Annotated in this window: 13 protein-coding genes; 9 read left to right on the plus strand and 4 right to left on the minus strand. The window is 65.6% G+C overall.

The features are described 5' to 3' along the window. Nucleotides 1-12 precede the first annotated feature (12 nt). Nucleotides 13-2,091 (minus strand): ribonuclease catalytic domain-containing protein, encoded by a 2,079-nt coding sequence (locus A9976_RS06865; RefSeq protein ID WP_183018386.1) that lies wholly within the window; start codon nucleotides 2,089-2,091, stop codon nucleotides 13-15. Between the two features lie 55 nt (nucleotides 2,092-2,146). Continuing rightward, nucleotides 2,147-2,731, minus strand: coding sequence for a YqiA/YcfP family alpha/beta fold hydrolase (locus A9976_RS06870; protein ID WP_183018387.1), 585 nt, complete (start codon nucleotides 2,729-2,731; stop codon nucleotides 2,147-2,149). 212 nt (nucleotides 2,732-2,943) lie between these two features. Here A9976_RS06870 and rodA point away from each other — a divergent pair, with 212 nt between their 5' ends. The 4 genes from rodA (at nucleotide 2,944) to A9976_RS06890 (ending at nucleotide 8,238) form a co-directional block, all read left to right on the plus strand. Continuing rightward, on the plus strand, nucleotides 2,944-4,113 hold the full coding sequence (gene rodA, locus A9976_RS06875; RefSeq protein ID WP_013804102.1) for a rod shape-determining protein RodA: 1,170 nt from the start codon (nucleotides 2,944-2,946) through the stop codon (nucleotides 4,111-4,113). A gap of 353 nt (nucleotides 4,114-4,466) precedes the next feature. Then, nucleotides 4,467-5,927: a metalloprotease TldD gene (gene tldD, locus A9976_RS06880; protein ID WP_183018388.1), complete on the plus strand. Its 1,461-nt coding sequence runs from the start codon at nucleotides 4,467-4,469 to the stop codon at nucleotides 5,925-5,927. Nucleotides 5,928-6,019: 92 nt separating this feature from the next. Beyond that, nucleotides 6,020-6,640, plus strand: coding sequence for a hypothetical protein (locus A9976_RS06885; RefSeq protein ID WP_183018389.1), 621 nt, complete (start codon nucleotides 6,020-6,022; stop codon nucleotides 6,638-6,640). 440 nt (nucleotides 6,641-7,080) lie between these two features. Beyond that, nucleotides 7,081-8,238, plus strand: a complete 1,158-nt coding sequence (locus A9976_RS06890; protein WP_012203418.1) for a 3-deoxy-7-phosphoheptulonate synthase — start codon at nucleotides 7,081-7,083, stop codon at nucleotides 8,236-8,238. A gap of 58 nt (nucleotides 8,239-8,296) precedes the next feature. Here A9976_RS06890 and A9976_RS06895 read toward each other — a convergent pair whose 3' ends face one another. Further along, complete coding sequence (locus tag A9976_RS06895; RefSeq protein WP_034390510.1) at nucleotides 8,297-8,665, minus strand: YqcC family protein; 369 nt, start codon at nucleotides 8,663-8,665, stop codon at nucleotides 8,297-8,299. A 259-nt stretch (nucleotides 8,666-8,924) separates the two neighbouring features. Between A9976_RS06895 and A9976_RS06900 the strand changes: the two genes are divergently transcribed. After that, nucleotides 8,925-9,242 (plus strand): hypothetical protein, encoded by a 318-nt coding sequence (locus A9976_RS06900; RefSeq protein ID WP_012203420.1) that lies wholly within the window; start codon nucleotides 8,925-8,927, stop codon nucleotides 9,240-9,242. Between the two features lie 74 nt (nucleotides 9,243-9,316). Here A9976_RS06900 and mpl read toward each other — a convergent pair whose 3' ends face one another. Beyond that, a complete protein-coding gene (gene mpl / locus A9976_RS06905) occupies nucleotides 9,317-10,756 on the minus strand; it encodes a UDP-N-acetylmuramate:L-alanyl-gamma-D-glutamyl-meso-diaminopimelate ligase (RefSeq protein WP_183018390.1) in 1,440 nt (479 codons plus the stop codon). 243 nt (nucleotides 10,757-10,999) lie between these two features. Between mpl and A9976_RS06910 the strand changes: the two genes are divergently transcribed. From A9976_RS06910 to accC, 4 genes are all read left to right on the plus strand, one after another. After that, nucleotides 11,000-11,608: a hypothetical protein gene (locus A9976_RS06910; RefSeq protein WP_183018391.1), complete on the plus strand. Its 609-nt coding sequence runs from the start codon at nucleotides 11,000-11,002 to the stop codon at nucleotides 11,606-11,608. Nucleotides 11,609-11,654: 46 nt separating this feature from the next. Then, nucleotides 11,655-12,155: a TlpA disulfide reductase family protein gene (locus tag A9976_RS06915; protein ID WP_183018433.1), complete on the plus strand. Its 501-nt coding sequence runs from the start codon at nucleotides 11,655-11,657 to the stop codon at nucleotides 12,153-12,155. Nucleotides 12,156-12,300: 145 nt separating this feature from the next. Next, nucleotides 12,301-12,765: an acetyl-CoA carboxylase biotin carboxyl carrier protein gene (accB, locus tag A9976_RS06920; RefSeq protein ID WP_183018392.1), complete on the plus strand. Its 465-nt coding sequence runs from the start codon at nucleotides 12,301-12,303 to the stop codon at nucleotides 12,763-12,765. A gap of 132 nt (nucleotides 12,766-12,897) precedes the next feature. Beyond that, on the plus strand, nucleotides 12,898-14,262 hold the full coding sequence (accC, locus tag A9976_RS06925; RefSeq protein WP_012203425.1) for an acetyl-CoA carboxylase biotin carboxylase subunit: 1,365 nt from the start codon (nucleotides 12,898-12,900) through the stop codon (nucleotides 14,260-14,262). Nucleotides 14,263-14,273: the final 11 nt, after the last annotated feature.

Genomic DNA, 14,273 nt, shown 5'->3' on the forward strand with positions numbered 1-14,273 from the left:
ATGCGAGGCAGGTCAGGACTGGGCGGGGTCGGCCGCCGGTGTGCCATCGGTCTCGTTCATGTCCACGGCGATGGCGATGGGGCCGGCCACGGCTTCCTCGTCATCCTCGGCACTGTCTTCGGCGCCATCGGCAGCGGCCGCCGCATCGCCATCCAGGCGCTCGATCAGCGTGCCCGAGACATCGAGCGCGATCTCGTCGATCTCGCCCAGGCGCACGCGCACATGGGCGCCGCGCGGCAGGCCGGTGACGCCCAGCACGGGGAAGACCAGGGGCAGGTCATCGGCGCGCACCAGCAGGCCGCCGCCCATGCCTTCCTTGATGACGGTGGCCGTCAGCTCGGTGATGGCGTGCTGCTGCAGGTACTTGAGCGTCCAGAACCGCTCCATGCCGGCCTGGTAGCCGTTGTAGGCGCTGTAGGCGCCATCGAAGCTGCTGATGATGCCGAACAGCTCGGCATCCTTGGGCTTGAACGGCGCGGCCAGGGCGGCGGTCTTGCCGTGGCGCGCGCAGGCAATGATCTGCCACTGGTTGACCAGGTCCACGTAGCGGCGCAGCGGCGAGGTGGCCCAGGCATAGCTCTTGACGCCGATGCCTGCATGGGGCTGCGCCTTGGTGGACATGCGCACCTTGATGCCGGGCGCCAGGCTGGCCTGGCTGCGGTAGATGCCGGGCACGCCGAGCTCGGCCATCCAGCCGCCCCAGGTGCTGTTGGCCACGATGGCGGCCTCGGCCACGATCAGGTCCAGCGGCGCGCCGCGCTTGCGCACGCTGATCTCCACCTGCTCGTTGCCGCGGGGCTCCGCGCTGTCGTTGCCCACCAGGCGGAAGTTGTAGTCGGGACGGTTGAAGTTCTCGGGCTTGCCGCGCACCAGTTCGCGCCCGGCCTTCAGGTGCTTGGCCCAGCGCTGCAGGAACGTCAGTTCGGCGCGCTTGCCTTGCAGCACTTCGGGCGTGCCCTCGACCTCGAAGGAGGGGTCGGCCAGCCACTGCTCGGTGACGATGTGGTCCAGCTTGTCATGGCGGAAGTTGACCTGCACGGGCACGCGCTCCAGGCGCGTCTCGCTGGCCGTGGTCTCCAGCGTGGCCTCGTCCACCGTGACGTACAGCGACACGGCGGGGTTGGCGCGGCCTTCGTCCAGCGTGTAGATCTGCACCACCTCGTCGGGCAGCATGGTGATCTTGTAGCCGGGCATGTAGACGGTGGACAGGCGCGAGCGGCCGAGCTGGTCCAGCGGCGTGCCCGGCACGATGGCCAGTCCGGGCGCGGCAATGTGGATACCCACGGTGACCGTGCCCGTGCCCAGGCCGCGCACCGACAGCGCATCGTCGATTTCGGTGGTGGCCGAGTCATCGATGGAAAACGCCTGGACCTCGGCCAGCGGCAGGTCGGCCGGTGGCTGGGGTGCCTGCAGGGCCGGGAACTGCGTGCCCTTGGGGAAGTGGTCGAACAGGAAGCGCTTCCAGTGGAACTCGTAGGCCGATTCAATGGCGCCGGCCCTGTGCAGCAGGTCCAGCGGTGCCAGTCGCGTGGCGCGGCTGGCCTCGACCACGGCCTTGTATTCGGCGGCGTTCTTGTCGGGGCGGAACAGGATCTTGTAGAGCTGCTCGCGGATGGGGCCGGGGCATTCGCCGGCGCCCAGCTGCTCGGCCCAGGCCGTGATCTGGGCCTGGATCTGCTTTTTCTTCTCTATGCCGGCCAGCGCCTGCTGCAGGATCTCGGCCGGTGCCTTCTTGAAGCGGCCCTTGCCGGAGCGGCGGAAGTAGTGCGGGGCGTCGTACAGGCGGAACAGCGCGCCGGCCTGCTCGGCCAGCGTGGCCTTGTCCGAGAAATAGTCGCGTGCAAGGTCGGCGAAGCCGAATTCCTCCTCGGGGGCGAATTCCCAGGCCAGGTCCAGATCGATCTGGGCGGCCTGCGACTGGGCCTGGGCGATCAGTTCGGCAGGCGCCGGCTTGTCGAACTTGAGCAGGATGTTGGCCGACTTGACCTTGACCCGTTTGCCCGAGTCCAGCTCCACCTGGGCGGAGGTGTCGGCTTCGGAGAGGATGCGGCCGGCCAGGAACTTGCCGGATTCTTCAAACAATGCGTGCATAGCCCGACATTCTCCCATGCTGCGGCTGGCAGCTGCCGCGCAGTCTTGCGCGGCATCAGGCCAGATTCAGGAACTCGTCCAGCTGGGGCAGGTACTCCTCGAAGCTGCTCAGCGCGTGATCGCCGCCCTCCTGGATGATCTGCAGCGCATGCGGATAGCGTGCGCTCATCTCGCGCCAGTCCAGCACCTCGTCGCCCTCGGCCGCCAGCAGCATTTCGGGGGCGGCCGGTGTCATATGGCGCGTGTCCAGCGCGCGCAGCTCCTCGATGTATTCGCGGCGGAAGAAGAAACGCTCCTCCGGGTTGTGCCAGGAAGTCTGCTCGCCGATGTACTTTTCAAGATCGCGCGCCGGGTTGACGGCCGGGTTGATCATCACGCTGCGGCAGCGCGCCAGCTGGGCCACCCAGCTGGCGTAGTAGCCGCCCAGCGAGGATCCGATCACGGCCATGGTCTCGCGCGGCCAGCTGCCGATGCCATCGGCAATCAGGGCAGCCGCTTCGCGCGGGGAAGGGGGCAGTTGCGGGCTCCACCAGCGCACATGGGGATGGCGCGTGGCCACATGCTCGGCCAGGCGCCGGGCCTTGGTGGATTGGGGAGAGGAGCGAAAGCCGTGCAGGTACAGCAAATGGGTGGTGGTCATGGCGGGCGCTCTCCTTTGCGTTGCTGGGGCCGGGCGCGGGATGCGGCCCGGACGGCTCATGGCCCATTGTGGCCGCTGCGGCAGGCGGCGCCCAGCAGGGAAGGCCCGGGCCGACAGCTGGATGACAACCGCCTCCGTGGGCAACCCTGCGCCGGGCTGGGCCGCATGCGCCACGGGATAATGGCGGCCCGTGCCCGCGACCGACCATCCCCGTGACCGAATTCGACAAGCCCTCCCTCTGGCAACGTGTTGCCCCGCTGCTGCGGGGCTTTGACTTCTGGTTGCTGCTGTTCGTGGGCATGCTGGCGTCGGCGGGGCTGATCGCCATGTACTCGTCGGGCTTCGACCACGGCACGCGCTTCACCGACCATGGGCGCAACATGCTGATCGCGGCGGCCATCCTCTTTGTCGTGGCCCAGATTCCCCCGCAGCAGCTCATGAAGGTGGCCGTGCCGCTGTACATGCTGGGCGTGGCATTGCTGGTGGCGGTGGCGCTGTTCGGCATCACCAAGAAGGGGGCGCAGCGCTGGGTCAACGTGGGTGTGGTGATCCAGCCCAGCGAACTGCTGAAGATCGCCACGCCGCTGATGCTGGCCTGGTGGTTCCAACGCCGCGAGGGCCAGCTGCGCGGCACGGACTTCGTGATTGCGATGGTCCTGCTCCTGGTGCCCGTGGGGCTGATCATGAAGCAGCCCGACCTGGGCACCTCGCTGCTGGTGATGGCCGCAGGCCTGTCCGTGATCTTTTTCGCGGGCCTGCCCTGGAAACTCATCGTGCCGCCCGTGCTGGCCGGCGCCATCGGCATCACGCTTATCGTGCTGTACGAGCCCCAGCTATGCGCCGACGGCGTGCGCTGGCCCGTGCTGCATGAATACCAGCAAACCCGTGTCTGTACCCTGCTGGACCCCACGCGCGATCCGCTGGGCAAGGGATTCCACATCATCCAGGGGATGATCGCCATCGGTTCGGGCGGCGTCTGGGGCAAGGGCTTCATGGCGGGCACCCAGACCCACCTGGAGTTCATCCCCGAACGCACGACCGACTTCATCTTCGCGGCCTATTCCGAGGAGTTCGGCCTGGTCGGCAACCTGTTCATCATCGTCTCCTTCCTGCTGCTGGTCTGGCGCGGGCTGGCCATCGCCATCCAGGCCAACTCGCTGTTCGCGCGGCTCATGGCGGCGGCCGTGGCCATGATCTTCTTCACCTATGCCTTCGTGAACATGGGCATGGTCAGCGGCATCCTGCCCGTGGTCGGCGTGCCGCTGCCCTTCATCAGCTATGGCGGCACGGCCATGGTCACGCTGGGGCTGGCGCTGGGCGTGCTGATGTCGGTGGCGCGCTCGCAGCGGCAGCTGCCGGGCGAGGGCGGCGGGCCGCTCTGAATCGCACTTTGGGGTGCCAAAGGCGCCCGCAAATGTCAAAGAGTCTGGATGCCTGCGGTATCGGGCGTCGCATTCCTTCCTGCGATTTGGCTTGAGAACTGAGATCCCCAAAGCACTTGGTGCTCCTGTTTTGATAGTTTCTGCGGGAGTCTGCTCACTTGCCACCGCTGCCAGGGCAGGCTACAAAGCAGGTGTGGACATGGGCCAGCATGTTCGCCATCCATGCGGATGCATGCCTACGGAATGCCGCTCAGCCTGGTGGAGCGGCATTCCGTTCTTTTTTTATGGGTCGGCAAGCCGCTGGCCGCAGCCGTTGCACGGCGAGGGCATGGCCGGCTCTCTACAATGCGTGAATGATCTCCCGCGAACCCACCATTGAACGCCTGGCCACAGCGCGCCAGTTGCTGCTTGAGCCCTTCGGGCTCGATGAAACCCATCTCGCGCGCGCACTGGCCGAGATCCGCAGCCACCAGGTCGACGATGCCGACCTCTACTTCCAGTACACCCGCGCCGAAGGCTGGAGCCTGGAAGAGGGCATCGTCAAGACCGGCAGCTTCAGCATCGACCAGGGCGTGGGCGTGCGTGCGGTCAGTGGCGAGAAGACGGCATTTGCCTATTCCGACGATATTTCCGAAGCCTCGCTGCTGGATGCCGCGCGCACCGTGCGCTCCATCTCGGGTGCGGCCCAGAGCAAGCGCGTGCGCGCCAATGCTTCCAAGATTGCGCAAAGCCGCTCGCTGTATCCCGGTCTGGACCCCATCGCCACGCTGGACAGCACGGCCAAGGTCGAGCTGCTGGGCAAGGTCGAGAAACTGGCCCGCGCCAAGGACCCGCGCGTGGTCCAGGTCATGGCCGGCCTGGCCAGCGAGTACGACGTGGTGCTGGTGGCCCGAGCCGATGGCACGCTGGCGGCCGATGTGCGGCCGCTGGTGCGCCTGTCGGTTACCGTGATCGCCGAGCAAAAGGGCCGGCGCGAGGTGGGTTCGGCCGGCGGCGGTGGCCGTTTCGGCCTGGCCTATTTCAGCGACGAGCAGATCACCCAGTACGTGGACGAGGCCGTGAGCGCAGCCCTGACCAACCTGGAATCCCGTCCCGCGCCGGCTGGCGAGATGACCGTGGTGCTTGGCCCGGGCTGGCCCGGCGTGCTGCTGCACGAAGCCGTGGGCCACGGCCTGGAAGGCGACTTCAACCGCAAGGGCGCCAGCGCCTTCAGCGGCCGCATCGGCCAGCGCGTGGCTGCCAAGGGCGTCACCGTGCTCGATGACGGCACGCTGGCCGATCGCCGCGGCTCGCTCAACGTCGATGACGAAGGCTGCACCAGCCAGAGCAATGTGCTGATCGAGGACGGCATCCTCAAGGGCTACATCCAGGACGCGATGAATGCCCGCCTGATGGGTGTCAAGCCCACCGGCAACGGCCGCCGCGAAAGCTACGCTCACATCCCCATGCCGCGCATGACCAACACCTACATGCTCGGTGGCGACCGGGAGCCGCAGGAAATCGTGGCCTCGATCAAGAAGGGCCTGTACGCCACCAACTTCGGCGGCGGCCAGGTCGATATCACCAGCGGCAAGTTCGTGTTCTCCGCCAGCGAGGCCTATTGGGTCGAGAACGGCAAGATCCAGTACCCCGTCAAGGGCGCGACCATCGTGGGCAGCGGCCCGGAATCGCTCAAGCACATCACCATGATCGGCAACGACATGCGCCTGGACAGCGGCGTGGGCACCTGCGGCAAGGAAGGCCAGAGCGTGCCTGTGGGCGTGGGCCAGCCCACGCTGCGCATCGACGGCCTGACGGTGGGCGGCACGGCCTGACGGTCCCATGCCCGCGCCCTGCACGGCAGGCCGGGCCCTGTCCTGCCTGAGGCGGCCCGCCGCGTTCCGTGGGCACGTCCGGCGCCGATTCCATGACCCAGCTTTCCTTTCCCTCCCGGCCAGGCCCGCAGACCTCCGTCCAACCCCTGCGCAGCCTGCCGAAGCAATGGCGTGCCTGGGCCGGCGAGTCGCGGCTGAGCCGCTTCTGGCAGCATGAGCTGATCGTGGGCGACCTGCAGCCCATGCACCAGCAACTGGCCTTGCTGGCCGTCGCGCTGGACGAGTCCGTGCGCGTGCGCTATGCGGGCAGCGCACGCCCCGCGGTCGAAGACGCCATACAGCAGCTTGACCTGGCGGTGCTGGACCACCAGCACTTTCTCACCACGCTGGCCACGGGCTGGCATGCCCTCTACGAATTTCCTGCCTACCAGCGCCTGCTCAAAGGCTTCAGGGAGGCCGTCCACGCCTGGCAGCAGTCCGTGCTGGTGGGCGATGCCCAGGAGCCCGAGCATTTCCGCCGCTGCGAGCGCCTGGGCTGGCGTCTGCTGGGCGATGCATGCCTGCTGACGGACATGTTTGCCGAATCCGCTGCCGTGGCCGGCGAAGCCGATGTGAGCGCCATCCTGTCTGGTTACAAGGCGCGCCGATGGCAACCCTGGAGCGCCGTGCGCCGGGCCCTGCGCAGGCTGCGTGACGCATTGCTTCGACGTTGATCGCGCCCTTGCGTGACGCGCAAACGCATCATTTCCCGGGGTTTGCACGTTTGCATGGTCGATGGCAATAAAACTGCATTGCATCGTATATTTCTTCATTCGATTGGAGAATTTTTGCAAAAAACTTATAAAAAAGCAGTTTTATTGCGTCAATGATTTTGCGCTTTCCCTCTGTGGCACGGTGAAGGGCACCTTCCCCGCCTTCAAGTCCATGTTGCACTGCGAAAAATGACTGTGCTACATTCGATCCCCATGCAAGCCCGTACCTCCTTCTACTTTTACTTTTGGTTCTCCTCCCCGGCGGAAGAGAGGTAAGCGCGCGCACCCGAACAAACCTCCCTCAAAACCGCCGAAGCTGCAGAGCCCGGCGGTTTTTTGTTTTTCCCTCCCGATTCTTCGCTCCGTTTTCCACGATCCATCTTTCCTCACGAAAGCAAGCAATGACTGCTCATCAAGCTTCCCTCGCCGATTCCTGGTATCGCGGCGGTTCCCAAAAGACTGGCCAAACCGACGACGCACGTATCAAGGACATCACCGTGTTGCCCCCTCCCGAGCACCTCATTCGCTTCTTCCCCATCCGCGGTACGGCCGTCGAAACCCTGATCGGCGACACCCGCCGCACCATCCACAACATCATGGCTGGTGAGGATGACCGCCTGCTGGTCATCGTCGGCCCCTGCTCCATCCACGATCCGGCGGCCGCCATCGAGTACGCGCGCCGCCTGGCGCCCATACGCGAGCAGTACAAGGACACGCTGGAGATCGTGATGCGCGTGTACTTCGAAAAGCCGCGCACCACCGTGGGCTGGAAGGGTTTGATCAACGATCCCTACCTGGACCAGAGCTACCGCATCGACGAAGGCCTGCGCATTGCGCGGCAACTGCTGATCGACATCAACCGCCTGGGCGTGCCGGCCGCCAGCGAGTTCCTGGACGTGATCTCGCCCCAGTACATCGCCGATCTGATCAGCTGGGGCGCCATCGGTGCGCGCACCACGGAAAGCCAGGTCCACCGTGAACTGGCCTCGGGCATCTCGGCGCCCATCGGCTTCAAGAACGGCACGGACGGCAACATCCGCATCGCCACCGATGCCATCCAGTCGGCCAGCCGCGGCCACCACTTCCTGTCCGTGCACAAGAATGGCCAGGTTGCCATCGTGAACACGGCGGGCAACCAGGATTGCCACGTCATCCTGCGCGGCGGCAAGACCCCCAACTACGATGCGGCCAACGTGGCCGCTGCCTGCGAGGATCTGGAAAAGGCCGGCCTGCCTCCCACGCTGATGGTGGACTGCAGCCACGCCAACAGCTCCAAGCAGCATGAGCGCCAAAAGGATGTGGCACGCGACATCGCCGGACAGATCAGCGGCGGCTCGCGCAGCGTCTTCGGCGTGATGATCGAGGGCCATCTCGTGGGTGGTGCCCAGAAGTTCACGCCCGGCAAGGATGAGGTGGCTGCGCTGACCTATGGCCAGAGCATCACCGATGCCTGCCTGGGCTGGGATGATTCCCTGGCAACGCTGGCCGAGCTGTCCGACGCCGTGCAGCAGCGCCGCGTCAAGCATCCCGAGCCGGCTGCGGCCCTGGTTGCCGCCTGAGCCGGAAAAGAAAACGGGGCATGCATGCCCCGTTTTTTCCATGTCCCGGTTTTCTTGCTCAGTGTGGCGGCGTGGCGTCCGGCGGGGTCAGTCCGCCCTGGTTCAGCGTGTCGTCTATGCCCAGCAGCAGGACCAGCAACTGGCGCTTGTCGAATGCCACGGGCTGGCTCCATTCATGCTCGGCCAGCGGATGCACGTGGCTTTGGCAGGGCAGCTGGCCGCGGGCATCGACCACGGCACGCAGCCGGGGCAGGAAAACCCACTGCAGCCATTCCTGCAGCTTGAGCGTGTCGTACATGAACGGCATGGTCGATGCCATGGCCTCAGGGCTGGGCGCCACGGCCGACCAGAGGCTCTGGCTGCGCAACTCGTCTTCGAGTTGCTGCAACTGGTCGAGCAGTTTCTGGTGCGTGGTGTCGGTTGTCATGCGGTGAGGTCCATGAAAAAACGGGGCCAAATCTGTCGGCCATTGTACGTTTGCACCTTTGGGCAGGCGCTGGCAGGCCTTGAAACACCTGCTGGCGGCAGTGCCGACTCCAGCGCCTGTGCCAGTCTCTGGCACTTGAGGCATGTCAGCTTGCCCGGGGTGTGGAAAAGGCGCTTGCGGTTAAGCTCAGGGCATGAGTGACAGCCCTGTCTGCATGCGCAGGCACAGGGCCTTATCCCGTAATGAAGAGAGGAGTTCCATGCGCAGCGAAGTGATTGTGGTGTTGGATGCAGGGCAAGAGTACCGCACGGACACCAGCGGGCTCACCCCCATGAGTTCCGATGAAGGACGGCACTGGCTGGACCAGCAGTTCATCTCCATGGACTGCGAACCCCTGCGCGCCAGCGGCAAGGTGCTGCTGGCCGACAAGCTGGTGGTGGTGGCGCGCGCGGCGCGTTCGCGCTCCGGGCTGTTCGACGACGAGCAATGGCGCAACAGCTATGCCGTGGCCGCCCAGGCCGTGCTGTCCAAGCCCTTGATCCGCGTGGATGTGCCGGCCATGTCCATCAGCTACTGACGACCGACAGGCATCGACACAGCAAGGAAGCCCGGGCATGACCCGGGCTTCCTTCATTGGGGACTGTGCCCGGTTCAGCCTGCGGCTTGCAGCGCCGCCAGCAGCTTGGGGTGGATGCCGCCGAAGCCGCCATTGCTCATGCACACCACGTGGTCACCGGGGCGGACGGCTGCGCGGATCTGCCCGATCAGCGCATCGATGTCTGCCGCCACCTGTGCCTTGTGACCGGCTCCCACGCCCAGGGGGCGCAGCGCCTCGGCAGCATCCCAGTCCAGGCCGGCCGTGTGGCAGAACACCAGATCGGCGCTTTCCAGGGCCCAGGGCAGTTGCGACTTCATGGTGCCCAGCTTCATGGTGTTGCTGCGCGGCTCGAATACGGCCAGGATGCGTGCCTGGCTGCCGAGCTTGCGGCGCAGGCCGTCCAGCGTGGTGCGGATGGCCGTGGGGTGGTGGGCGAAGTCGTCGTAGACGGACACGCCGCCCGCCATGCCGCGCAGTTCCATGCGGCGCTTGACGTTCTGAAAGCGCGCCATCGCTTCGCAGGCCTGGGCCGGCGTCACGCCCACATGCTCGGCCGCTGCAATGGCGGCCAGCGCATTGAGCTGGTTGTGCTCTCCGGTCAGTGCCCATTCCAGGCGAGCGACCTTGTGGCCGCGGTGCAGCACGTCGAAGGCGCCGGGATCGCCCTGGGCACTGAAATCGCTGACCACCGCACCGAAGCTGGAGACCTCGCTCCAGCAGCCCTGGTGCAGCACGCGGGTGATGCTCTCCTCTATGCCGTTGACCACCAGCCGCCCGGAGGCGGGAACGGTGCGCACGAGATGGTGGAACTGGCGTTCGATGGCGCCGAGGTCCTCGAAGATGTCGGCGTGGTCGAACTCCAGATTGTTGAGCACGGCAGTGCGCGGGCGGTAGTGCACGAACTTGCTGCGCTTGTCGAAAAAGGCCGTGTCGTATTCATCGGCCTCGATGACGAAGACGGGCTCCGCGCCGGCCGGCCCCTGGCCTGGCGTCGGTCGGCTGGGCGCGCCCAGCCGGGCCGAAACGCCGAAGTCCAGCGGCACGCCGCCGACCAGGAAGCCCGGAGCCAGGCCTGCGCATTCGAGAATCCAGGCCAGCATCGACGTCGTGGTCGTCTTTCCGTGCGTGCCGGCCACGGCCAGCACATGGCGCGGGCAGGACGGATGGTGCAGTACCTGTTCGCAAAGCCATTGCGGACCGCTGGTGTAGGGAGCGCCGCTTTCAAGAATCGCCTCCATCAGCGGGAACTTGGGACTGCCGTCGGGCAGCCGCGCGCGGCTGACCACGTTGCCCACGACATACATGTCGGGTTGCAGGGCCATCTGGTCGGCGCCGTAGCCCTCGATCAGTTCGATGTCCAGCGCCCGCAACTGGTCGCTCATCGGCGGATAGACACCAGCGTCGCAGCCTGTGACGCGGTGCCCTGCCTCGCGCGCCAGTGCGGCCAGTCCGCCCATGAAGGTGCCGCAGATGCCCAGAATATGTATGTGCATGGCCGGGCATTCTACGGTTGCGGCCATGCCCGGGACGGCTGCACTGCAAAAACAGGAGCTTGCGGCCCAGCAGGCAAGGGAGGCTGGAAACACAAGGTTGCCAAATCGCCGGCGGCAAGCGGCGGCGGGCATGCGCAAAGCCCGTCCGGGGTGGACGGCGCGGCGGCTTGGGTCACAATGGCCCGGCCCATCCCGTGGGATGGGCTCTTATATATATGTAGGGATACAGCGGATCGGAAAGCCATGGACCAAGCCACTGCCGAAATTGCCCAGACCGCGGCCCGCCTCGTGGTCGAGGAAGGGCTGGAATGGGGGACTGCCAAGCACCGCGCACTTCGCCAGCTGGGGCTGCCCGCGCGCACCGCGCTGCCGGGCAACGACCTGGTGGAAGAGGCCGTGCGCGAATACATTGCCCTGTTCTGCGCCGACACCCAGCCCCAGGAACTGCAGGCCCTGCGTGAACTGGCCCTGCAATGGATGGACCGCCTGGCCGAGTTCCGGCCCCATCTGGCCGGCGCGGTCTGGCGCGGCACGGCCACCCGCCTGTCCGATATTTACCTGCAGCTGTTCTGCGACGACCCCAAGTCGGCCGAGATCGCGCTGATCAACCAGCATGTGGAGTACGAGCCCAGCACCGTCACCGGCTTTACGGGGCAGGCCGTGGAGGCCTTGAGCATCCACGCCTTCTGCCGCCCTTTGAACGAGTCCGTGGGCGTGCATCTGCTGGTGTATGACCATGATGATCTGCGTGGCGCACTCAAGCCCGACGGCCAGGGGCGCAGCCCGCGCGGCAGCGCCGACGCGCTGCGCAGGCTGTTGGATCAGGATGAAGAGGAGGCCGACCGTGGCTGATTCAGTGGATGCAGGGCAAAACACATCTTCCCGCCGCCGTTGGCTGATGGGCGGCGTTGCCGCCGCTGCGGGCCTGGGTGGGGCAGGTTTTGCATGGTGGCGTTTTCAGCCGCACGCCATGGATGCCAGTGCCGAAGAGCAGCTGTGGCAACAGCGCTTCATCACGCCCGATGGCTCGGCCATGACTCTGTCGCGCTGGCGCGGCAAGCTGGTGCTGGTCAATTTCTGGGCCACCTGGTGCCCGCCCTGCGTGCGCGAGCTGCCCATGCTCGATGCCTTCTCGGCGCGCCAAGACCAGCATGGTATTCAGGTCATTGGTCTGGCCGTGGACAAGCCGGAGGCCGTGCAGCGCTTCCTGGGTCGCACACCCCTGCGTTTCCCTGTGGCGCTGGCGGTGGAAGGCGGTCTGGGCCTGACCCGCTCGCTGGGCAATCTGCAGGGCGGACTGCCCTTCACCGTGCTGCTCGGCGAAGATGGCATGGTGCAGCAACGTAAAATAGGTGAGCTTACTATCGAAGATCTGGCTTCCTGGAGCGCAAAAGGCTGATTTTTCGCATCGTCGAAGCTGTGAAAGCTCAGGAAATGCCCTGAATTCCATGGCGACGTTGATGAAAAATATGCCTCAAAGCACGCAGAAGGGCGAAATTGGAGTAAATTCGCGCCCTATTTAGTTGTTAGCCGCTGGAGCTCCCATGGATTTGCGAAAACTCAAGACCCTCATTGATCTGGTGTCCGAATCGAACGTGTCGGAACTGGAGATCACCGAAGCAGAGGGCAAGGTCCGGATCGTCAAGAGCGAAGGCGCCGTGGTGCAGCACTATGTGGCAGCGCCCATGCAGGCTCCCATGGCCGCACCGATGGCGGCACCGGTCGCCGCTGCCGCCGCAGCGCCCGTGGCGGCACCTGCCGAGGCAGCCGTCTCCGGCCACGTGGTGAAGTCGCCCATGGTCGGCACCTTCTACCGCGCCTCCAGCCCTGGCGGCAAGCCCTTCGTGGAAGTGGGCAACCAGGTCAAGGAAGGCGAGACCATCTGCATCATCGAGGCGATGAAGATTCTCAACGAGATCGAAGCCGACAAGAGCGGCACCATCACGCGCATCCTGGGCGAAAACGGCCAGGCGGTAGAGTACGGCCAGCCCCTGTTCGTGATCGAGTAACCTGCAGGCGAGCGATGCCGCAAGCGGCACGACGCCCTGGCGCGAACGCATGCTGCGGCGCGACAGAGCAATTGGCTCAACTGACGGCTTCGGCCTGCGTACCGGCGCAGGCACCAAGTCGCGAGGACCTTCATGTTTAAGAAAATTTTGGTTGCCAACCGGGGCGAGATTGCCCTGCGCATCCAGCGCGCCTGCCGTGAACTGGGCATCAAGGCGGTGATGGTGTATTCCGAGGCCGACCGTGACGCAAAGTACGTCAAGCTGGCCGACGAGGCCGTGTGCATCGGCCCCGCGCCTTCGCCGCTGAGCTACCTCAACATGCCGGCCATCATCTCGGCCGCCGAGGTGACCGATGCCGAGGCCATCCACCCCGGCTACGGCTTTCTCAGCGAGAACGCCGACTTTGCCGAGCGCGTGGAAAAGAGCGGCTTCACCTTCATCGGCCCTACGCCCGAGAACATCCGAACCATGGGTGACAAGGTCTCGGCCAAGCAGGCCATGATCAAGGCGGGCGTGCCCTGCGTGCCCGGCTCGGATGGCGAGCTGCCTGACGATCCCGTGCAGATCCGCCGCATCGCCAAGGCCGTGGGCTATCCGGTGATCATCAAGGCCGCAGGCGGCGGCGGTGGCCGTGGCATGCGCGTGGTGCATACCGAGGCGGCGCTGATCAATGCCGTGCAGATGACCAAGGCCGAGGCCGGTGCGGCCTTCGGCAATCCTGCCGTCTACATGGAAAAGTTCCTGCAGAACCCGCGCCATGTGGAAATCCAGATCCTGGCCGACAACCACCGCAACGCGGTCTACCTGGGCGAGCGCGACTGCTCCATGCAGCGCCGCCACCAGAAGGTCATCGAGGAAGCACCGGCTCCTGGCATTCCGCGCCGTCTGGTCGAGAAGATCGGCGAGCGCTGCGCCGCTGCCTGCAAGAAGCTGGGCTACCGTGGCGCCGGCACCTTCGAGTTCCTCTTTGAAAACGGCGAGTTCTACTTCATCGAGATGAACACCCGCGTGCAGGTGGAGCATCCGGTGACCGAACTGATCACGGGCGTGGACATCGTGCGCACCCAGATCATGGTGGCCGCAGGCGAGAAGCTGCCCTTCACCCAGCGCCAGATCAATGCCCAGCTCAAGGGCCATGCGATCGAGTGCCGCGTGAATGCCGAGGATCCCTACAACTTCATGCCGTCGCCGGGCCGCATCACCATGTGGCATGCCCCCGGTGGCCCCGGCGTGCGCGTGGACTCGCACGTCTACAACAACTACTTCGTGCCGCCGAACTACGACTCCATGATCGGCAAGATCATCGTCCACGGCGACACGCGCGAGCAGGCGCTGGCGCGCATGCGCACGGCGCTGCTGGAGACCGTGGTCGAAGGCATCAAGACCAATATCCCGCTGCATCAGGATCTGATGGTGGACGCCAAGTTCATGGAAGGCGGCACCAACATCCATTACCTGGAAGAGTGGCTGGCGCACCGCAACGCCAACAAGCGTTGAGCAGGTCGCCC

Source organism: Delftia sp. UME58, from assembly GCF_014170385.1.
GTDB classification, from domain to species: domain Bacteria; phylum Pseudomonadota; class Gammaproteobacteria; order Burkholderiales; family Burkholderiaceae_C; genus Comamonas; species Comamonas acidovorans.